Source organism: Salmonella bongori NCTC 12419 (genome assembly GCF_000252995.1).
GTDB classification, from domain to species: Bacteria; Pseudomonadota; Gammaproteobacteria; order Enterobacterales; family Enterobacteriaceae; genus Salmonella; species Salmonella bongori.
In genome coordinates this window covers 2,647,511-2,668,518 of the sequence record NC_015761.1, presented here as the reverse complement: position 1 = coordinate 2,668,518, position 21,008 = coordinate 2,647,511, and the positions used below count along the sequence as shown (strand labels likewise).

Below are 21,008 nucleotides of genomic sequence, written 5' to 3'. Positions count from 1 at the left end.
GCTAACGTAGATTTTGTATAGGGAATTTTTGCCAACCTGACAGTTTTTTCCACCGTGACATAATCGGTACGGTACAAATAATTCCCATCCCCAGCAGGCCTGTTGAAATGACTTCTAATTGTTGCGCTGGTCGAAATAGCATGACTACCAGCACAAAACAGATAAAGCCGATAACCAGCCAGGTAAGCCACGGATAGAGCCACATTTTCAACTTAATTTCTCCGCCCTGCGCCAGCAGGATTTTACGCATCCGCAATTGTGAAATCGCAATCACCAGATAGACCAGCAAAGCGATGGCGCCTGAACTGTCGATGAGAAATTTAAACACTTTTGCCGGGGCGTAATAGTTAACAATAACGGTTAAAAACGCCGCGCCGGTAGAGAGCAGAACTGCGACCCAGGGCGTTTTGCTACGGTTAGTTTTTCCCATTATCGTGGGCGCATCGCCGCGGCGGCTAAGAGAATAGAGCATTCGGGATGCGGTATACAACGCTGAATTCAGACAACTCGTCACCGACAACAAAATCACGCAATCCATAATAAACTTCGCGTGTGGAATATGCAGTAGCTCCAGTACCGAACGGTACGAACCTACGTTTTTCAGGCCCGGCATATTCCACGGGATTAATGCGACGACCACAAAAATGGAACACAGGTAAAAAAGGGAGATTCGCCAGATAACGGAATTGGTGGCGCGTACGATATGTTTATCTGGCGTGTCGGATTCTGCGGCGGCAATAGTGACGATCTCGGCGCCCATAAAAGAGAACATAGTGATCAACATAGCGCTCAACACCGCGCCGAAACCGTTAGGCATAAAACCGCCGTGATCCCACAGTCGGGAGATACCGCTTACCTCGGCATAAGGATAAAAACCGCTAATCGCCGCCGCGCCCAGCGCAATAAACATCAGGATAGCAATCACTTTACACAGCGCCAGCCAGAATTCGAATTCACCGTAATTCTTGACGCTCAATAAATTACTTCCGGTTAAGGCGAGCGTAATCACTAATGAAAATAGCCAGACAGGAATACCCGGTATCCATGAATGCAGAATAATAGCGGCGATATTGGCTTCCAGCGGAATAACCAGTACCCAAAACCACCAGTATAACCAGCCGATAGTATACCCAGCCCAGGGACCAATCGCTTTATCCGCATAGGTGGAAAAAGAACCGGTATCTGGTGTAGCAACGGCCATTTCAGCCAGCATTCGCATAATCATGACCACCAGCAGGCCTGCGAACAGATAGGCCAGTAGTACCGCAGGCCCGGCCTCCGCAATCGCCACGCTGGAGCCGACAAACAGGCTGGCGCCGATCACGCCAGCGATCGATAGCATGGTAACGTGGCGTGATTTCAGCCCGCCCCCTAACGCCTGTGATTCTGACAATTGCCCCATCTTTTTTAACCTCTCGAAAGTCTGTCACTTGGGAGAGCACTCCGACATTCCCGCGTCGGGGCACGCGTATTATTGTTATTAAACGTCTATACCGGCTGGCGACACAGCGGGGTTAGCGTTGTTTCGCCTCATCAAAACACTGAGCGATAATCTCCAGACCTTGCCGAATCTGGGGCGCTTCAATTGTCAGTGGGACGAGGATGCGCAGGATATTGTGGTAAGGACCGCATGACAGCAGAATCAGCCCTTTGTCGCGGGCGCGGGCAACAATATCGGCGGCCAGCGCTGCGTTCGGTTTACCGGGGGCGCCTTTTTCGAACAACTCGATAGCGATCATGGCGCCCAGCCCGCGGACGTCGCCAATTTCATGGTGAGTTTCCGCTATCTCCATCAGGCCATCGCGTAGCGTTTTGCCAAGCGTATTCGCTTTTTGCAGCAGATTTTCGTGCTCGAAAATGTCCAGTACCGCCAGCGCGGCGGCGCAGGCAATCGGGTTTCCGGCATAGGTACCGCCCAGGCCACCCGGTGCGATGGCGTCCATCACCTCCGCCCGGCCAGTGACGCCTGCCAGCGGGAAACCACCGGCAATCGATTTTGCAAAAGTGGTGATATCCGCTGCAACACCCATCTGCTCCATAGCGAACAGTGTACCGGTACGACCTGCGCCACTTTGCACCTCATCGGCGATCAGCATAATGCCGTGTTGGTCGCATAGCGCACGAAGTCGCTGCATAAACGCGGGAGAGGCGGCGTAAAATCCGCCTTCGCCCTGGACCGGTTCAATAATTATGGTGGCGATATCTTCCGGCGCGGCATCATTTTTAAAAATGCGTTCAATGCTGGCGATCGCGTCGTCATCGCTGATGCCGTGTAATGGGCAGGGATAAAGCGCGCGGTAGACATGGCCTGGCATCAACCCCATGCCAGCGGAGTAAGGGTTTACTTTCCCGGTTAGCGAGAGCGTGTAGTGGGTGCGTCCGTGGTAAGCGCCGCTAAAGGCGATAGCGCCGCTACGTTTGGTTGCTGCGCGGGCGATTTTCACCGCGTTTTCAACTGCTTCAGAACCGGTTGTTACCAGCAATGTTTTTTTGGCGAAATCACCTGGTACCTTTTGATTCATGCGTTCGCACAACGCCAGATAGGGCTCATAGGCCAGCACCTGAAAACAGGTATGCGACAATTTCTTCAACTGCGCTTCGACCGCTGAAACAATGCCCGGATGTAAATGACCGGTATTGAGGACGGCAATGCCACCCGCGAAATCAAGATATTCGTGGCCTTCCACATCCCAGACGCGACAATTTTCTGCCCGTTCGGCGAATATAGGGTGAATCTGACCCACGCCGCGAGGGACGGCGTCATCACGGCGCTGCATTAATGCTTTATTGGTATTCATTAGCGACTCCCCGGTTAAAGGCCGATACACATGTATTTGATTTCTAAATAATCTTCGATACCGTATTTAGAACCTTCACGGCCTAAACCGGAAGCTTTGATCCCGCCGAAAGGCGCGACTTCGTTAGAGATAATGCCGGTATTAATACCCACGATGCCGTATTCCAGTGCTTCGCCAACGCGAAAAACGCGGCTTAAATCACGTGCGTAAAAATAGGCCGCCAGGCCGAATTCTGTGTCGTTGGCCTGCCTGATGACGTCCGCCTCGTCGCTAAAACGGAACAAGGGGGCGAGCGGACCGAACGTCTCCTCTTTAGCAACTTTCGCATTAGAGGGGACGTCGGCCAGAATAGTCGGTTGAAAGAAATTGCCGCCTGATTTGTGTGCATCACCGCCTGTGATGACGCGGGCGCCTTTTTCCAGCGCGTCGGCAATATGCTCCTGGACTTTCGCTACGGCCTTTTCATCAATCAGTGGTCCGATGGTGACGTCGGCTTGCAGGCCGTCACCGACCGTAAGTTTGCTTACCGCCTGGCGGAGTTTGTCGGCAAAACGCTCGTAAACGCCATCCTGAACATACAACCTATTGGCGCAGACGCAGGTTTGTCCGGCGTTACGAAACTTTGAGGCCAGCGCGCCCTCTACGGCTTTGTCCAGGTCGGCGTCGTCAAAGACAATAAATGGCGCATTACCGCCTAATTCCAGCGATACTTTTTTAATGTCTTTGGCGCACTGTTCCATCAACTGACGGCCAATTTCCGTTGAGCCGGTAAACGACAGTTTACGCACCAGCGGGTTGCTGGTGAGTTCGCCGCCGACATCGCCTGCTGAACCGGTAACAACGTTAAAGACGCCTGCCGGTATCCCAGCGCGATGGGCCAATTCCGCCAGCGCCAGTGCGGAAAACGGCGTCTGGCTGGCGGGTTTGAGCACCATCGTGCAACCCGCGGCCAGTGCAGGACCGGCTTTGCGGGTAATCATTGCTGAAGGGAAGTTCCACGGGGTAATTGCGGCGGTGACACCGATGGGCTGTTTAATCACAATCAGCCGCTTATCGGCCTGATGGCCTGGAATGGTGTCACCGTAGATGCGCTTACCCTCTTCGGCGAACCACTCAATAAACGAGGCAGCATAGCTGATTTCGCCTTTCGCTTCCGCCAGTGGTTTGCCCTGTTCCAACGTCATCAGACGCGCCAGATCGTCCTGATGTTCCATCATCAGATTGAACCAGCGACGCAGAGCCGTGGCTCGCTCTTTAGCGGTGAGTGCGCGCCAGGCGGGTAGGGCGCGATTAGCGGCGTCGATGGCATCACGGGTCTCTTTCGCGCCCATTTTAGGTACCGTACCGAGCGTTTTGCCGTTGGCGGGGTTGCTCACGGTGATGACGTCGCCGCCGTGTGCGTCGCGCCAGTTGCCGTCGATAAACGCCTGCTGGCGGAACAGGGTAGAGTCATTAAGTTGCATAATTGCTTCCTGTCTGAAGGGTTAACGGGTAAATGCGGCGTGTAATGCGTCTACACGGCGTGCCGCACGCAGTGTACGTCCGGGGTTAACCTGGCCTTCGCGCAATGTCTGCACTTTGCTGACGATATGCGCGCCGATAGGTATCGCCGATGTCGCCGCCGGGGAAGGGGCATTACAGGTATGAATCGAACGTGGCGTCGTAACAAACAGAAAATCATCAATCAGTTTGCCGTCCGGCGAAACCGCCTGCGCCCGCACCCCCGCCGGCCAGGGCTGAAGATCGTTGACGGTCAGGCTGGGGCAGTATTTTTGTACCTGTCGTAAATAGCCGCTTTTGCATAGCGAATTTTTCATCTCGCCCAGTCCTGAAAGCAGATGGTTTTGCAGTACGCGACGAATGCCGGAGGAGAGGAGGATTTCCAGCGTATCGGTGAAGGAGATGTCGCGCTTACGGTAACCTTCGCGTTTAAGCGCCAGTACCGCGTTCGGCCCGACCGTGACGCTGCCGTCGATCATACGGGTAAGATGGACGCCGAGAAACGGCATCGCTGGATCGGGGATCGGGTAGATTAAGTGGTTAACGATGCGGTTATGTTTCGGTGCCAGACGAAAATATTCGCCGCGGAAAGGACAGATAATAAAACCGGGCTCCACCCCCAGCATTTTGACCAGCCGATCCGCCATCAGTCCCGCGCAACTGATAAGCGTCGCGGCGTCGATTTCCCGGCCTTGTGAAGTACGAATAACAATACCAGTGGCATGTTCTTTGAGCGCGCAGACGTCGGCATGGTAGATAATCTCGCCGCCTTTGGCCTGAAAGCGGTGCGCCATGGCCGTCGCGACATCACGGTAGCTAACAATCCCGCTGGAAGGGACAAAGACAGCCCCCAGGCCCCTGATGTTCGGTTCACGTTCGCGCAGCTCCGCCGCGCTTAGCCATTCGCGCTCCAGGCCATTGGCCGCCGTTCGCTCCCACAGCGCGCGCATCCGCGCCATTTCCAGATCAGAAGTGGCGACCAGCATTTTGCCGCAGATGTCATAGTGGAGGCCGTTTTGATCGCAAAAGGTTTTGGTTGCCTGATTGCCCGCCAGACAAAACCGTGCTTTGAGGCTGCCGGGCGTATAGTAAACCCCCGCATGGATCACGCCGCTGTTGTGGCCCGTCTGGTGACAGGCTGGCGCGGACTCTTTTTCCAGCAACGCGATACGCGCATCAGGATAGACATCAATAAGTTGCATGGCGGTCGACATGCCGATAATACCGCCGCCAATAATTACAAAGTCATACATCCGCGTAATTCCTTCGCCGTGGGCGCTTATTGATGAGTTTGATAGTGGCTGGCAGCGTAAGCGAAGTAACCTCGCTGACGCATCAGTTCGCGGCGCAGGTCAGGATGTGGCGTAAAACGATCGCGTCCATGCAACCAGAACAGATTATTAATCAGCAGGAATTTGCCCACCGGTACCGGAACCGAGAGAATGTTTTTACTGGTTTCCAGCGCATCTGAAAGTTCGCTGAGCCAGACGCCTTCTTCAAAGTCTTTTGGCTGGACGAACTGGTCGATATAGCGCATGACCGGACGGCCTTGCTGGTCGACATCAAATACCGAATGCCAGGCGTCATGGCTAACGTTCTTGCTCGGCGGCGCTGCCCAGCGCATGACGCGGCGCGCCAGTGGATGGGTAAAAAACGACTCCAGATGTTCCCAGTCATCGAGGTGCAGCAGCAGCGAATTACCGCCTTCCATATTTTGTTCGTCGATTTTCATCATCAGTACGTAGTCGGTCACTTCTTCAACATAGGTACCGTCGTTGTGCAGCTCCATCACGCGGTGGGGTTGTCTAAGGTAACTGTCTGAATTATCGATATTTTTAACCACAAAGCGCGCATAGTACTGGCCGCTCATTGCATCGTAGTTGGAGCGGCCAATAAGATGCGCCACCGCCGTCGCCAGTTTCACCATTTCGTCTGCCTGCGCAACGTCATCGATCCCTTCGGCGTTGATCAACAGCGCGCCTTCCGCACGGTTAAGCAGCGTTTTGATCAACAGCGGTTGTAGCTGGTTACCGCACAGATCGTCGAGGATCTTGCCGATTTTAAAACGTAAGAAAGATTTGTATTCCAGCGCCTGTACCGGCCATTGCGCAACCTGTTGGAGAAACTGCGTTGTGGTATCCGCCGTAAATGTCAACGCCAGCAGGCGCGGCGATTGCGCCGAAGGGACAAAGGTAAAACCGGGGTAGCGTTGGACTACATCATCCGCGTTAGCTTTTACGGCAGTCAGTGCATTCATCAGAATCGTTCCTCTCGGTAAATGGGCAGGGAGACATGGCGATGCTCATTTCGTAGCCATAAATTAAAAATATCGACATTTTTCATGAACGCCTATGAAATAATCGATTTTGTTTAATTATTGTGATCAAAAACAACAAATATTTAACATTATGGCGATAAGGGTTAAGCGCAAGAATAGGCGGATAGCGTAAGACGTGTTATTAAAATCAGGAGGTTACAGGACAAACAGGCAAATGCGATAAGAATGGTATTGGGTGGCGCTACTGGCGCGTTTGTCCGGCCTGACATATGAATGTTCAGGCCGGACAAAGACGTTTTTCAGTAGTACATTAACCTGCGTTAACCTGCGGTTTACGGCTGCGTTTACGGATCAGACGTAGCACTGGCGGCACGATAATGACCATGATTGCCATGAGTAGCAGCGCTTTGGCGACGCCGCTTTCCCACAAAATCGCCATATTGCCGTTACTGATGGAAAGCGCGCGGCGCAGGTTCTGCTCCAGCATTTCACCCAGTACGAAGCCCAGGATCAGCGGCGACATCGGGAAGTGCATTTTACGCAAAATGTACCCCAATACGCCGAGCGCGACCATTAATACCAGATCAAAGGTGGTGCTGTGTACCGCATACACTCCGACTGCCGATACCGCGGCGATGGCGGGTACCAGGAACCACAGCGGAATGGTAAGCATACGGGTAAACAGACCGATTAGCGGGATGTTCATGATCAGCAGCATGACGTTTGCAATCAGTAGCGCAGCGATGAGCCCCCAGACAATATCCGGCTGTTCAGTGAACATCGCCGGGCCTGGCGTGATGTTGTATAGCGTCAGCGCGCCCATCATCACTGCCGTTGTACCGGAACCGGGGACGCCCAGAGTCAGCATCGGGATAAAGGAGCCGCAGGCAGAGGCGTTGTTTGCCGCCTCCGGCGCCGCGACGCCGCGAATATCCCCTTTACCGAAGCTATCGCTGTTACCGCTGAGTTTTTTCTCGGTCATATAGGTGATGGCGCTGGCGATGGTCGCCCCGGCGCCGGGCAATACGCCGACAAAAAAGCCGATCACCGAAGAACGCAGGGTGGTGCCGATACACTGCGCGCCTTCTTTTAGATTGAACAACATACGACCCGTTTTGCGAACCAGTGTTTGCCCGCTGCTGGTATGTTCCAGCATTAACAGTATTTCTGATACTGAGAACAGACCGATCACCACAACGATAAACTGCACACCGTCAGAAAGATGAACGCTGTCAAAGGTAAAGCGATAAACCCCGGTGTTGGCGTCTACGCCGACGGTCGCAAGGCCAAGACCGATTAGCGCTGCCAGAAATGATTTAAGCGGGTTTTGCGCCATCATGCTGCCAAGACAGGCGATGGCAAAAACCATTAAGGCGAAATATTCCGCCGGGCCAAAGGCCAGCGACCATTGCGCCAGTGCAGGCGCGAACAGAATGATGCCGCCGATAGCGATTAACGAACCGAAGAATGAGCTGACTGCGGAAATCGACAGCGCCACGCCGCCTTTCCCTTGCTGCGCCATTGGGTAACCGTCCAGCGCGGTCATAATCGCCGCCGCATCGCCAGGAACGTTGAGTAGTATGGAGGAGATCCTGCCGCCATATTCACACCCAATGTACACTGTCGCCAGCAGAATCAGCGCTGACTCCGCAGGCAGATGCAACGCAAAGGCCAGCGGCAGTAAGATAGCCACGCCGTTGATTGGCCCAAGTCCTGGCAACAGGCCGACAATAGTGCCCACGAAGCAGCCAATCAATGCGATTACCAGGTTTTCCGGCGTCATTGCCACCGCAAAACCCTGAGAAAGATATATCCAGGTATCCATCGTTGCTCCGTTAACTCAGCCAGGCGCCGAGAGGTAAGGTGACATCAAGCAGCCGATCAAAGGCATACCATAGCAGGATGCCCAATATTGCGCCGGAAATGCCCGCTGCCGGAATCGTGGCGCCGAACAGCATCCCGATAACCATGGTGAGAAGCGCGGTGGCAATGGGAAAACCCAGCCATTCGAATCCCCAGGCATACATCAACAGAATGATTATCATGGTGATTAGCTTTTGCAGAACATGGCGGCGCGGCCAGCTAACCGTGTCAGGATGTCGCAATAACAACGCCAGAGCGCATAGCGCCATCAGGCCGATAATCCCCAACGGAAAAGGGCGGGGGCCGACAGGTTCATAACTGTATTCGCTTTGGATCTGCCAGGCGATAAATAGCCCGGCGATACAGAGCAATAGCCAGATACCTGCAAAGATACGATCGCTCATCTTTGCCTCCCTGTTTATTTCGCCAGTCCGAAGGCTTTCGCCTGTTCACGGTAATCGGTGACCTGTTTTTTGACGTAGTCATCAAGTTGCTGGCCGGTCATGTTGAACTCAAACAGACCGCGCAGATCGCGCTGCTTTTTGAACTCGTCGGTTTGCTGAAGTTTTTTGAAGGTTTCTACCCACCACTGGTAATCGGCATCACTGACTTTCGGCCCAACGTAGAAGCCGCGAATAATGGGCCACACAAGATCGTAGCCTTGTTCTTTAGCTGTGGGGATACCGGCAAGCTGGCCCGGCAGCCGGTTTTCTGAAAAGACGGCCAGGACGCGGATTTTGTCGCCGCTCAGATAAGGCACCATTTCACTGAGATCGCCGGAGACCACCTGAACATGGTTACCCATCAAGGCCGTCACCGGCTCGCCGCCGCCTTCAAAGGCTACATAGCGCATCTTGTGTGGATCGACGCTCGCTTTTTGCGCCAGCAACGCCGACTTCATCCAGTCCTGGCTGCCGATAGAAGCGCCTGCGCCAATGACCACGCTGTTAGGATCTTTTTCCATCGCTGTCATCAAATCTTTCAGTGTTTTCCACGGGGAGTCCGCACGAACGGCGATCATGCCGTAATCGGTTCCCACGCTTGCCAGCCAGCGAACATCATCCACACCGTAGCGACCAAATTTGCCCTGCGACAGGTTAAGTAGTGAACCGCCGGAAAAGGCAACCACGGTTCCGGGTTCCCCTGGGCGCTGGGCGACGATGGCGTTATACGCCACGGCCCCGACGCCGCCGGGCATATAGGTTACTCGCATGGGTTTTTCGATTGCGCCAGTTTCCAGCAGACTGACCTGAATCAGCTTACAGGTGAGGTCGAAACCGCCGCCGGGTTTGGCTGGCGCAATACATTCCGTTCGCGATGGCGCCTGTTGCGCCAGAACAGAGGTACTCATTAATAAAATGCTTGCAGTAAGGGTACGAAGTAATTGTTTTTTCATTTTTTATCCTCACGCCGGACGACCGGATTTTTCAGGTTCGGAAGAAGATTTTTGTGATTATGTGAGCCGACATGTAGCAGTTCGGTTGCATGATTGTTAAAACAATAACCTTTCAATTCCCTTTCAATGCGGCAGAAACTTTACAGGATGTGATATGCGTCTCTTATTGGCAGAAGATAACCGTGAGTTGGCTCACTGGCTGGAGAAAGCGCTGGTGCAAAACGGCTTTGCCGTGGACTGCGTATTTGACGGACTGGCTGCCGATCATCTTCTGCACCGTGAAACGTATGTACTGGCAGTGCTGGATATTAATATGCCGGGAATGGACGGACTGGAGGTGGTACAACGACTGCGTAAACGCGGCCAGACTTTGCCCGTTTTGCTGCTCACGGCGCGAAGCGCAGTGGCGGATCGCGTGAAAGGTCTCAACGTCGGCGCGGATGACTATCTACCGAAACCTTTTGAACTGGAAGAGCTGGATGCCCGTTTACGCGCTTTGCTCCGGCGCAGCGCAGGGCAGGTCCACGAAATTCAGCAACTGGGCGAACTGAGCTTTCACGATGAAGGTTATTTTCTGTTGCAGGGACAGCCGCTGGCGCTGACGCCGCGCGAGCAGGCGCTCTTAACTGTATTGATGTACCGGCGAACTCGGCCAGTCTCGCGCCAGCAGCTTTTTGAACAGATGTTCAGCTTAAATGATGAGGTCAGTCCCGACAGTATTGAACTCTATATTCATCGGTTGCGTAAAAAGCTACAGGGAAGCGATGTGCGCATCACCACGCTGCGGGGCCTGGGTTATGTGCTGGAGCGCGGCGATGAAGTGGGTTAAGCCGCAGTCGCTATATCTACAACTCTTACTTTTTTTGGGGCTGCCGCTGATTCTGTTATGGGGGCTGTCGGCCTTTAACAGCTATGTTAATGCGTTGCAGGCTGCTACACAGGCTTATGACCGCACTCTGCTCTCTTCGGCGCGAACGGTATCGGAACGGCTGGTGGTACGTAATAGCCATCTGGAAGTTAACGTACCCTGGGTTGTACTGGATAGCTTCGAACTCAATATGAACGATCGGCTCTATTATAAAGTTGTGGACCCTTCCGGAAAGGTCATCTCTGGTTACGACGACCTGCCAGCCATGCCGCCCGCCACGCCACGTACCCGGCTTTATCCAGCGCTGGCATGGTTTTATCATACTGAGTATCGCGGTGAGGCGATCCGCGTCGCGCGTTTGCTGCAGCCGGTCAACGAAGGCGGCATTATCGGCATGGCGGAAATTTATGTGGCGGAGACGCTCCAGTCCCGTCGCTATCTGGCGGGACAGTTGCTGTTTTCTTCCTGGATATCACAGGGGTTGTTAGTATTACTGACTCTGGTTCTGGTTGGCTGGTTATTACGCCGAATTCTGCGGCCTATGCGTCAACTTTCGTCATTAATGGTACGGCGTGAACCGGGGCTGCTGACCCCGTTGCCGGAACTGCTGCCGTGGTCGGAAACCCGCCTGTTGATTGTGGCGTTCAATCGCTACATTGACAGGCTGCGCGGCATCCTCTCCCGCCAGGAACGGTTTAGCGCCGATGCTTCTCACCAGCTAAAAACGCCGCTGGCAGTGCTAAAAACGCAGGTAGCGGTCGCGTTAGCGAGTCAGCAGCCCCGTCACTGGTATGAAAGTCTGGAGGCGATGAGCGTCACACTGGATAGTACGATTCAGCTTACGGAAAGATTGCTGCACCTTTCGGCGGTGAAACATAAGGAACAGGGCGAACGGCGTTTCTCGCCGGTGAATTTGTACAATATCGTACAAAACGGGTGCTTTACCCGCCTGGCGCAGGCGCGCAGTAAACATATCGACCTGGGCTATGAAGGCGAACAGGAAGCGATATGGATCGACGGGGATGAGGTCTTGCTTGGCGAGCTGTGTGGAAACTTATTGGATAATGCGCTGAAATACGCGCCCGAGCAGGGGATCGTCACCGCGCGGCTTGAGCGGGATGGTGATGCCGTGACGCTGATTGTCGAAGATAGCGGTCCCGGTATTCATGATGCGCTCATCCATCTGGCTCTGCAGCCATTCCATCGGCTGGATAACGTAGGAAATGTTGCCGGGGCGGGCATTGGTTTGGCATTGGTCAATGATATTGCGCGTCTGCACCGTACTCATCCCCATTTTTCCCGTAGCGAAGCGTTGGGCGGGCTATACGTAAGGATACGCTTTTTAAGTATTGCGCCACAACAATGACCACAGATGTGTCAACGGTAAAGAGAGTTTACAAAAAGACGCAACTTGAGGTGTGACGTTTTTATCAAATGATCATACATTCCCCCTACAAATAATAGCGTTAATCCATAAAAAGGTAGTGGGTACAGGAGTATGAATCATCATATTAAACGACGGGGAATTGCGTTAACTGTCTTTCTGGTCGGTGTTAACATCCTGGCCTGGATTTGGGCATTCTGTGTATTTCATCACCATGCGGTTATGCTGAGCGCAGCTTTACTGGCCTATAGTTTCGGGTTGCGTCATGCGGTTGATGCCGATCATATCGCAGCCATCGATACCGTCACCCGCAAGTTGATGCAACAGGGAAAAACGCCTTTAGGTGTAGGGGCGTTTTTTTCATTAGGGCATTCAACCATTGTCGTTCTGGCATGTCTGGCGATTGTTATGACGTCAATGGCGTTTCGTGATCGCATTGATATTTTGCATCAGTATGGATCATTGATCGGCACGGCTGTTTCCGCTTTTTTTCTGCTGGCGATGGCGTTGCTTAACCTGTTTATTTTGTTCAGTGTGTGGCGTCAATTTCGTTCGGTTACACGTGGCGAACCGGCGGGGGCACATGGCGAGACGTTATCTGGCGGACTGATGACGCGTATATTCCAGCGTACATTTCGTTTGGTCACTTCCAGCTGGCATATGTATTTTGTCGGCTTTTTGTTTGGTCTTGGATTCGATACCGCAACCGAGGTTGGATTGCTGGGAATTTCAGCCTCGGCAGCCAATCAGGGGCTATCTCTGTGGGCGATGATGATTTTTCCGATCCTGTTTACCGCAGGGATGGCGCTGGTGGATTCGCTGGATAACTTTGTTATGGTTGGCGCTTATGGTTGGGCTTTTTCGCATCCTTTACGTAAGCTTTATTACAATATGACGATTACCGCTGCATCCGTTATTGTGGCGCTGGCGATTGGGGGGCTTGAGGCCCTGGGCCTGATTGAGGATGCGTTACAGTTAAGTGGAAAATTTTGGGAGATGGTCAGTACGCTTAACGATCACATGGGGTATGTGGGCTTCTGGGTGGTGGGCGCTTTTGTACTATTCTGGTTGCTCTCATTGTTGAATTATCGCTGGCGCGGCTACGATAAGATAACGCTCAATACCTAATTGCTCTCCACAAGAATGATATTGCGGCAATGGTGGAACATCATTGCCGCAATATCTTATCCCCGGAGAAGGTATTTCTCACGGTAAGCCTGTTATTTTTCATGTTTGCCTTTCATTATCAGTTTAACCAGTCCGATATAACATGCGATGCCAAATAGAATAATAATGGCAGTGTACCCCAGAATCAGCCAGTCTGCATGTGTCATAATATAATCCACTTATCAGATATCCCGAGTTAAAGTGCGTTTTTAGTCTGCTGTCAGCAAGAATGCGGTAAAACGTTAGCCCTGTTGACGGTAGAATATTGATATGCACAAGAACGACTTACAAATAACGTGTCGGGCATAGTCCTCACCTGCATTTCTTGTAATGCCATAAAGTAAGACTAATAGGCGCGGAAGATGGTTACAGCCACCATTTTATCTTTACTGGCCTGCCGCACCGCCAGTTGATTAAAGGATTACCCGGTTAATGCTACCCAGATGAAAGTGTATAACCGCTGTACCTTTTTTAGCACGTTATCTGTAACATACTATGTTAATCAACTCCATAAAATCGAATGCATTGTAAGTGAATTTCGAGTAGTTGTCATTATGATTATATGGTGATTAACGTGTTTTTTAAATTATGATGTGATTTTCTTTTTGGTTTATTTTTTCATTAGATTTTATGAAAAATCAGGACATAAAAAATATACTTATGCCCTGATTTGTATTTTTACCAAATGGGTTTTTCGGTAAAATAGGAAGGCGATAACTGGTTTTTTGCTCCTGTGCGAAAGGGGCTTTAATCGTGTTACATTCTTTATAGTAAAAAATGAGTGAAAGCGACGTTTAATGTCATGCTTCCCACTCACAGATCTGGCTATAGTCCCCTTCGCGGACTGTAAAAATGTTTAATTACAGGTTTTCAGGTAAGGATGCTGATATAGTGTCGGCGTTTTTATACAGCTGTACGTTAACCTCCCGCACTATTGTATCGAGAATATGATACCGATTCCGGTACTCTGCGCGTTTTTTGCTGGGGATACATTCAGGTGTTTTACGTATTACCTGCGATGGCAGATGGTATAAGGCACCTTCCTTCACGCCATTTAATGACTCCCAAAATTCGCTATAGCTGGCCACAAACGTTTTTTTCTTCTGGAATAAGTATCTGAGTTGACGGTAAACATGGTTGTTTTCACTTACCGCATAAATTTCCGCCACATTACAGGCCTGAATAAATGTTGCAAATGCCTCATACAGCATCCTTTTAGGAAATAGCCCATAGCAATCTTTAGTGGCATTACGTATAACTTGCGGGCCAACATCTTTGCTGGGCCCCTGTAACCCGGCAACCAGTGCTATTTGCTTTCCTTTATGATGAATAAAGGAAAACGATAAACGTGCCAGCGGGGTGCTATTAAAGCAAAATGTTAATGTTAATTCGCCTTCCCGGTCATAACCGCAGGGACCACAGTAGATATCAACCAGAGCACCATTTTTTACCTCCAGATGAGCGAGCAAGGTTTGTTCGTCCGACAGCAGGATTTTTTTAATCTCACTCTCCGTAAAGGATTGAACAAACTGGTAGTGTTCCAGAATCGCTCTTGCCCGGCAACGTACGCTAAGTCCGGTATACAAATAAGGCCGCTGGATTTTTGCAGGCAACAGTGGATGATGCGTTATAAGCGTCCTGGGCTGATGCAGATTGCATAGCTCATTGAAGTATTTAATTGTCGTTATAGGATTAATAAGGCAACGTAATACAAATTTATAACGAAACTTACGTTCTCCCCAGCGCTTATGCCGATAAGGCGTCTGCGCCATAACCTCCTTTAGCATTAATAATGGGTTGTAACTTTCTATATCACCTTGATGCATCGTCATATTACGGCCCTATTACTCAACAGACTCATTGCTGAGACGGTATCCTGATTGGGTTAAACGTAAAGGCAACAGAGAAGAACCGTACAGGTGATTTTGTTAAACGGTGCCTCAATAAAAGTAACAAAACGGATTAAAGATGGAAGTATCTAAATGGCGGCGTCTGGTATGCATAAAATTATTTATTTCCAACGGAAAGGTTCATAAAACGGAAAGAGAAATTTTGAGAGTTGAGGATATTTAAAAATAAAAAACCATATAAAGAATAACTACACATTACGGGCATCGACATATGTCGATGCCCGGAGGAGTAGGCCTTTTGCTCAGGCGCTAAAGGTGGCGTCTCGTATCACAGATTGAATGGGCAACTTGTTCGTAATGATGGAAGTCTGAGTCGTTTTAAGAAAATGTGTTCTGGTTATGATGCGGATGAAAATTCTACCGGGAATGAAAAACAGGCATCAGAACCCAGGATGGTAATAATCTGGCGTGCCGTGTTGAAGGCGCGCTGATCTTATATTCTGTTTGCGCATTCAGGCAATGCGGTGCAAAATAAGATACATAATGCTCAAGATTTATACAAATATTATGACCACACATGCAACAAAAAAGCCTGCAACTCATTAAAGTTACAGGCTTTTTTAAGTTTCATGATGCATCATGAATGAATGTTTATTTGGTGGAGCTGGCGGGAGTTGAACCCGCGTCCGAAATTCCTACATCCTCGGTACTACATGCTTAGTCAGTCTTTACATTCGCCTGGCACCTGCGGACCGACACGCCACTACCAGACTAGCCTGATTCGTTTTAACGCTTCAACCCCAGGCAGGGTCTCCACGCGATCTCTTTTGGGTTTGACCTCTCTTGATCCCCGTCCTAAGAGCGGAGGCTAGGGAGAGAGGGCTCTAAGCAGGTTATTAAGCTGCTAAAGCGTAGTTTTCGTCGTTTGCGACTATTTTTTTGCGGCTTTTTACGAGGCCAACCGCCCCTCGGCATGCACCTTGGGTTTCGCAAATCCCGTCGAATCCAGAATCAGCCCCAATGTGTGAGATAAGTATAACAGACTTGTGACACGCGTGACCAGTCCCCGTTTTTGCTTATCCTCAACAAGTTACCGCTCGCGTAGCGCTTCTTTAGCCCGGTTAAACGGTTTGATTAGATAATCAACGATGGTTTTTTCACCGGTTTTGATATCCACCGTGGCAATCATACCCGGAACAATGGAGAAACGGCGGCCTGATTTGTTTTGTAGATAGTCCTGGTGAGTGCGGATAAAGACGCGGTAGTAGAATATTTCGGGTTTGACTTTGTCCTGAATGGTGTCGGGTGAAATGGTCTCCACTACGCCTTCCAGCCCGCCATAAATGGCATAATCGTAGGCGGTAATTTTAACCAACGCGCGCTGACCGGGGTGGATAAAAGCGATATCGCGCGGTGAAAGGCGGGTCTCAATCAGCAGGCGATCGTCTACCGGCACTATCTCCATCATCTCGCCGTTAGGCGGAATGACGCCACCAATCGTCGTAACCTGAATATTTTTAACGATACCGCGCACCGGCGAACGCACAGTAAGTCGGGTGACGGAATCCTCGCGTCCTTTTAAAATGGCGGAGAGCATGTCTACTTCAGCGTTCGCTTTTGATAACGCTTCGCGTGCCTGGACATAATATTGTGAGCGCAGATCGGTGATTTTTAAGCCTAAATCGCTTTTTTGCCGTTGCAGACGCAGCACTTCAACATGACTGGCCGCGCCGCTTTTCTCCAGCCGCTGGGTAATGGCCAATTCTTTATTCACTGATGCCAGCGCATCCCGTAGCTCGGCTTCGGTATCGGCCAGCTGCGCGCGGCGGCTTTTATAGAGACGCGTCTCTGCGGCAATCAGATCCGGCCAGCCGTTCAGCTCAGCGGGGAAGGAGAGAAGTAAGTCGTTGACTTCCGCGGTTAACCGTGCGCTGGAGGCGAGTGAAGCGCGATATTTTGCCGCACTTTCACCCACATTGGAGGCCAGACGCGTCGGATCAAGCCGGGCGACAATCTGGTTAGCCTGAACCCTGTCGCCTTCCCGCACCGTCAATTGCGCCAGAATGCCGCCATCCAGCGACTGCAGAACCTGTTCGCGTGAACTGGGGATAACCTTCCCATTGCCAGTGGAAACCTCATCCAGTCGGCCAAACCACGCCCAGATGCCGAGAATGAGAAATAACAGTGAGCAGATCAGAACAATACGACCCGCGCCGGAAAACGCCCGTTCACGCTGAATATCGAAATCGTCCATCGCGGCATCATGCTGATTGATTTTCATTTTTCCACTCCCGACGGTGACTTTGCATCCGATCCGCGTTAAGCGCCTGCGCTTTTGGCGCATCCATCACCAGTTGTCCTTCTTTCAGGACAATGACACGCTCAACCAGCTCCAGTACTGGTACCCGGTGTGTCGCGACGATTAGCGTACGGTTACCAAGCCATTGATGTAGCCGCTGAATAAACTCTCGCTCTGTATGCTCGTCCAGCGAGGCGCTGGGTTCGTCAAGCAGCACAATATTGGGGGAGCGCAGCAGCATTCTTGCCAACAGCAGGGACTGACGCTGCCCGCCGGACAGGCCGTTACCGCCTTCCATAATGGGATGATCCAATCCTTTTGCCAGCCGCCTGACGAAGGCAGCGCCGCCGCTGACCTCCAGTGCGTCAAAAATCTGTTCATCGCTGGCGTGTGGCGCGCCGAGTGTCAGGTTCTCACGCAGGGTGCCGAAAAAAAGTCGCGCATTCTGGCTAAGAAAACCAATATTACGACGTAAGTCCGCCATATCGATGTGCGACAGGCTGAGATTATCAAGTCGGGCGTGGCCCTGGAGCATTTCCATGCCGCCCGCCAGCGCCTGTAAAAGCGTAGATTTACCCGCACCGTTACGGCCCAGAATGGCCACCCGCTCGCCGGGCATGATCTCCAGACGGGTCAGGCGCAGTGGTATACGTTGATCGTCGCTGTGGTAGCGAAACTGGGCGTTTTCAATGAGATAATGCCCGTGGAGAATGTCACGGTGTACCAGGCTATCGTCATACTGAGTCTCGGTTGGCAGTTGCATAATATTATCGAGCCCCATTTTCGCCGCTTTCACCTGCTGCCAGCGTGCCAGCACGCCGCACAAGTTAGCCATTGGCGCGATCATCCGTGAGCCGAGCATCGACGCGGCGACCACGGCGCCGGTAGTCATATTGCCTTCAATGACCATTGGCGCGCCGAACATAATGACCGCGGCATAGACCAGACTCTGTACCGACATCCCCCAACCGATAAGCCCTTGCGTGAGCTTGCGGGTGCGTAAACCCGACTCGCCGGTAATGCGAATATAACTGTTCCACTGTTGGAGAAAGCGGTTCTCCGCCTGCATCAGTTTAATATCTTCCAGCCCCTGAACGCTTTCCACCAAAACCGCATTGCGTAGCGTCGCTTCGTGGGCGGCCTGGTTGGCGAGGACAGCCAGTTTTTTTTGCAATGCGACGCCCGGCAGGATCATCAGCAGAGCCGCCACTGGCGCTATCCATGCCAGTGGTGGGGCGATAACCGCCAGGACTATCATAAAAAGGAAAAAGAAAGGCAGATCGACAATGGTCGCCAGCGTTGAAGAGGTGATCATCTCGCGAATCTGCTCCAGTTCGCGTAACTGCGAAATAAAACTGCCGGTGGAGCGGGGGATAGCGCTGTTGCGCAGCCTTAACGCATGACCGAATACCCGATCGGAAATGCGCATATCGGCGCGTTTACCGAGCACATCCATAATATGCGTACGCGCTTCGCGTAGCAGAAAACCGAACAGCACCGCCACCAGCACACCGAAGGAGAGAACGTACAGGGTAGGATACGACTGCGCAGGGATCACCCGATCATAAACCTGCATAGAAAATACAATCCCGGCCAGTGACAGCACGTTAATCAGAAAGGCGGCGACCATGACCGGTAAATAAGGACGGATATCCTGCAGAACCAGCTCGCGCATCCAGTCGGGTTTAAAGCGGGAGATATAGCGGTCAACGCGACTATCTTTGAGCGCCGATAACGGGCGTAGCGCGGCAACATAGAGGATCTCCGGCAATAACTCGCTGAACGTCAGGCGGTTACGCTGACCCTCTTCTTCAATGATAAAAACGTCTGCCGCATCTTCGCCGTTAACCTGTTCGATGACCAGCAACTGCCCGTCCCGGAGTTCGGCGACCAGCGGCAGCCGCCACGGGCTAAATGCCGTTTTGTCTACCTCAGGAGTGTGAAAGGATAAACCCGCCTGTCGCGAGAGTTGCGTTAAGGCTGTCGTTTTGCTTTTACCTTTAAACCACGGGGCATTAGCCTGAATTGAACCGGGAGAACAGGCAACGCGATAATGACTGGCGACATGGCTGATAGCCTGCGCCCATTGGCTCAGGGCGCGCTCACTGAGTACCTCTTCTACATCGGGGGCGGCGCGGGTCATGGCTGGATCTCCACAGATTGAATGCTGCGATGATTTAACGCGAACGCCTGACGAAGCGCGCCGGTGTTATACAGACAGTTCAGCTGCAACTGATGCAACTGGCTTTCCGTTTGCAGTTCAGCAAAGCGCGCCTGGTAAACTTCCTGCTCCGCATTCAGCACGTCGAGCAGCGGGCGGGAGCCGAGGTCAAGATATTGCTGCTGATACAGTTCGCGCGTGCGTTCGCTAAGTTGCTGTTGCCGACGAAGGATTTGTAACGCGCTGGCAAGGCTTATTGCCTGGCTGCGCGCCTCCATCAGTTTTTGGCGGACATCAAGCCGGGTACGCTGAATGGTCGATTGAGCTGCGTCTACCGCATGGCTGGCGGCATTGCGCCGGGCAGTCAGCCCTCCGCCCTGGTAAAGCGGCATCTCAACTTTCACCCAGGTGGAATACTGAGTTTTATCGAGCACGTCGTGGCTGGGATAGTTATTATTGAGATAATGCTGCACGGAAGGTTCGAGCGAAATCGTCGGCGTCATTTGCGCGTTGGCATACTCCAGATTTGCCTGCGCAACGTTGGCCTGCGCCCAGGCAGCCAGTACCGCGGGCACCAGCCGATCGTCGGGCGTTGCCGTCTCACAGCTGCGAGCAAGCTTTGCCGGGAAGTCATTACTGATGCCGTTAAGCGAATTCCAGCCCAGCCAGCTCATCAGTGAGGCTTTCGCACTGTCGAGATTGGCCTGATACTGCGCCAGTTGCGAGCGGGCGGATTCGATTCTGGCTTCGGTTTGCACGACGTCAGATAGCGACGTGGCACCTTCGTCGCTGCGCTGTCGGGTGAGTTTGCCAATGCTGTCCAGCGCGACGAGCTGTTCTTCTGCCGCCTCTACCATTTGCTGCCAGCTCTGTGTTTGAACAAGGGCATTGGCGGTTTCGTGCGCGACGGTATCAATACTGAGCAACACATTGGCCTGTTGCTGCGCTGCGCCTGCAGTTTCGGCGCGGACCTGGCTTGCCACTTTGCCGAAGTCATAAAGCATTTGCGATACCGACAGCACCAGCGAGGGGCTATATCCGTGATCGGTGTAGGTATTGCTGTACCCATTGTTCATGCCAGCGCTGACTTGCGGATAATATTTCGACCTGGCGACCTCTATTTGTTCATTCTGCGTGAGCAGTTTGCCGACGGCTTCGCGAATAGAAGGATGCCAGTTAACGGCGCGATTGACCGCGTCATTGAGCGTCAGGTTGCCCGGTGCGGCGGCGCTGAGCGGCAACCCGGCGGCGGAGCCATCCAGCGAAGGAAGCATCTGGTCAGTGGCTAATCCTTCGGATGTAATGACCGGTGGCGCTTCTGCGCCCCGGATCTGGTGATGAAACAAAGCAAATGCCAGTACGATGGCGACAGGCGCGACTCTTCCCATAGTTTATCCCTTTTAAATATCACCGCTTGTTGCCCCGAACGTCGTGGCGTCCGGGG

15 protein-coding genes and 1 other RNA gene are annotated in these 21,008 nt (G+C 52.3%); 3 read left to right on the top strand and 13 right to left on the bottom strand.

Features of this window, described 5'->3' with window-relative positions; translation table 11 throughout:
* Window position 1: 1 nt before the first annotated feature.
* From gabP to SBG_RS12425, 8 genes are all read right to left on the bottom strand, one after another.
* Window positions 2–1,402, bottom strand: coding sequence for a GABA permease (gabP, locus tag SBG_RS12460; RefSeq protein ID WP_000531293.1), 1,401 nt, complete (start codon window positions 1,400–1,402; stop codon window positions 2–4).
* 112 nt (window positions 1,403–1,514) lie between these two features.
* On the bottom strand, window positions 1,515–2,798 hold the full coding sequence (gene gabT / locus SBG_RS12455) for a 4-aminobutyrate--2-oxoglutarate transaminase (RefSeq protein ID WP_001095410.1): 1,284 nt from the start codon (window positions 2,796–2,798) through the stop codon (window positions 1,515–1,517).
* A gap of 14 nt (window positions 2,799–2,812) precedes the next feature.
* Window positions 2,813–4,261 carry an NADP-dependent succinate-semialdehyde dehydrogenase gene (gene gabD / locus SBG_RS12450; protein ID WP_001176539.1) on the bottom strand — a complete coding sequence of 483 codons (1,449 nt, stop codon included), beginning with the start codon at window positions 4,259–4,261 and terminating at the stop codon, window positions 2,813–2,815.
* Between the two features lie 21 nt (window positions 4,262–4,282).
* On the bottom strand, window positions 4,283–5,551 hold the full coding sequence (gene lhgO, locus SBG_RS12445; protein WP_000271911.1) for an L-2-hydroxyglutarate oxidase: 1,269 nt from the start codon (window positions 5,549–5,551) through the stop codon (window positions 4,283–4,285).
* Between the two features lie 26 nt (window positions 5,552–5,577).
* A complete protein-coding gene (gene glaH, locus SBG_RS12440; protein ID WP_000993088.1) occupies window positions 5,578–6,555 on the bottom strand; it encodes a glutarate dioxygenase GlaH in 978 nt (325 codons plus the stop codon).
* Between the two features lie 331 nt (window positions 6,556–6,886).
* Window positions 6,887–8,401, bottom strand: coding sequence for a tripartite tricarboxylate transporter permease (locus tag SBG_RS12435; protein ID WP_000382026.1), 1,515 nt, complete (start codon window positions 8,399–8,401; stop codon window positions 6,887–6,889).
* 10 nt (window positions 8,402–8,411) lie between these two features.
* The gene (locus SBG_RS12430) at window positions 8,412–8,843 is read right to left on the bottom strand and encodes a tripartite tricarboxylate transporter TctB family protein (protein ID WP_001283753.1); all 432 of its coding nucleotides are present in this window, start codon (window positions 8,841–8,843) and stop codon (window positions 8,412–8,414) included.
* Window positions 8,844–8,857: 14 nt separating this feature from the next.
* Window positions 8,858–9,835 carry a Bug family tripartite tricarboxylate transporter substrate binding protein gene (locus SBG_RS12425; protein WP_000744419.1) on the bottom strand — a complete coding sequence of 326 codons (978 nt, stop codon included), beginning with the start codon at window positions 9,833–9,835 and terminating at the stop codon, window positions 8,858–8,860.
* Between the two features lie 154 nt (window positions 9,836–9,989).
* On the opposite strand from SBG_RS12425, the gene tctD reads away from it, so the two are divergent.
* The 3 genes from tctD to SBG_RS12405 all read left to right on the top strand — a co-directional run bounded on the left by tctD (window position 9,990) and on the right by SBG_RS12405 (window position 13,215).
* Window positions 9,990–10,664: a transcriptional regulator TctD gene (tctD, locus tag SBG_RS12415; protein WP_001237928.1), complete on the top strand. Its 675-nt coding sequence runs from the start codon at window positions 9,990–9,992 to the stop codon at window positions 10,662–10,664.
* Complete coding sequence (locus SBG_RS12410) at window positions 10,651–12,069, top strand: sensor histidine kinase (RefSeq protein ID WP_000872350.1); 1,419 nt, start codon at window positions 10,651–10,653, stop codon at window positions 12,067–12,069. The genes tctD and SBG_RS12410 overlap by 14 nt, the downstream gene beginning before the upstream one ends.
* 132 nt (window positions 12,070–12,201) lie before the next feature.
* Window positions 12,202–13,215 (top strand): HoxN/HupN/NixA family nickel/cobalt transporter, encoded by a 1,014-nt coding sequence (locus tag SBG_RS12405; RefSeq protein WP_001015468.1) that lies wholly within the window; start codon window positions 12,202–12,204, stop codon window positions 13,213–13,215.
* Window positions 13,216–14,114: 899 nt separating this feature from the next.
* Here the strand turns inward: SBG_RS12405 and SBG_RS12395 are convergent.
* From SBG_RS12395 to SBG_RS12380, 5 genes are all read right to left on the bottom strand, one after another.
* A complete protein-coding gene (locus tag SBG_RS12395; protein ID WP_000177796.1) occupies window positions 14,115–15,086 on the bottom strand; it encodes a VirK family antimicrobial peptide resistance protein in 972 nt (323 codons plus the stop codon).
* A 674-nt stretch (window positions 15,087–15,760) separates the two neighbouring features.
* Window positions 15,761–16,123, bottom strand: a transfer-messenger RNA (tmRNA) gene (gene ssrA / locus SBG_RS21930).
* Window positions 16,124–16,194: 71 nt separating this feature from the next.
* Window positions 16,195–17,358: an HlyD family type I secretion periplasmic adaptor subunit gene (locus tag SBG_RS12390; protein WP_015702977.1), complete on the bottom strand. Its 1,164-nt coding sequence runs from the start codon at window positions 17,356–17,358 to the stop codon at window positions 16,195–16,197.
* A 7-nt stretch (window positions 17,359–17,365) separates the two neighbouring features.
* Entirely contained in the window at window positions 17,366–19,546 is a 2,181-nt protein-coding gene (locus SBG_RS12385) for a type I secretion system permease/ATPase (RefSeq protein WP_000196144.1), read from the bottom strand.
* Entirely contained in the window at window positions 19,543–20,952 is a 1,410-nt protein-coding gene (locus SBG_RS12380; RefSeq protein ID WP_000533844.1) for a TolC family outer membrane protein, read from the bottom strand. The genes SBG_RS12385 and SBG_RS12380 overlap by 4 nt, the downstream gene beginning before the upstream one ends.
* Between the last annotated feature and the right edge of the window lie 56 nt (window positions 20,953–21,008).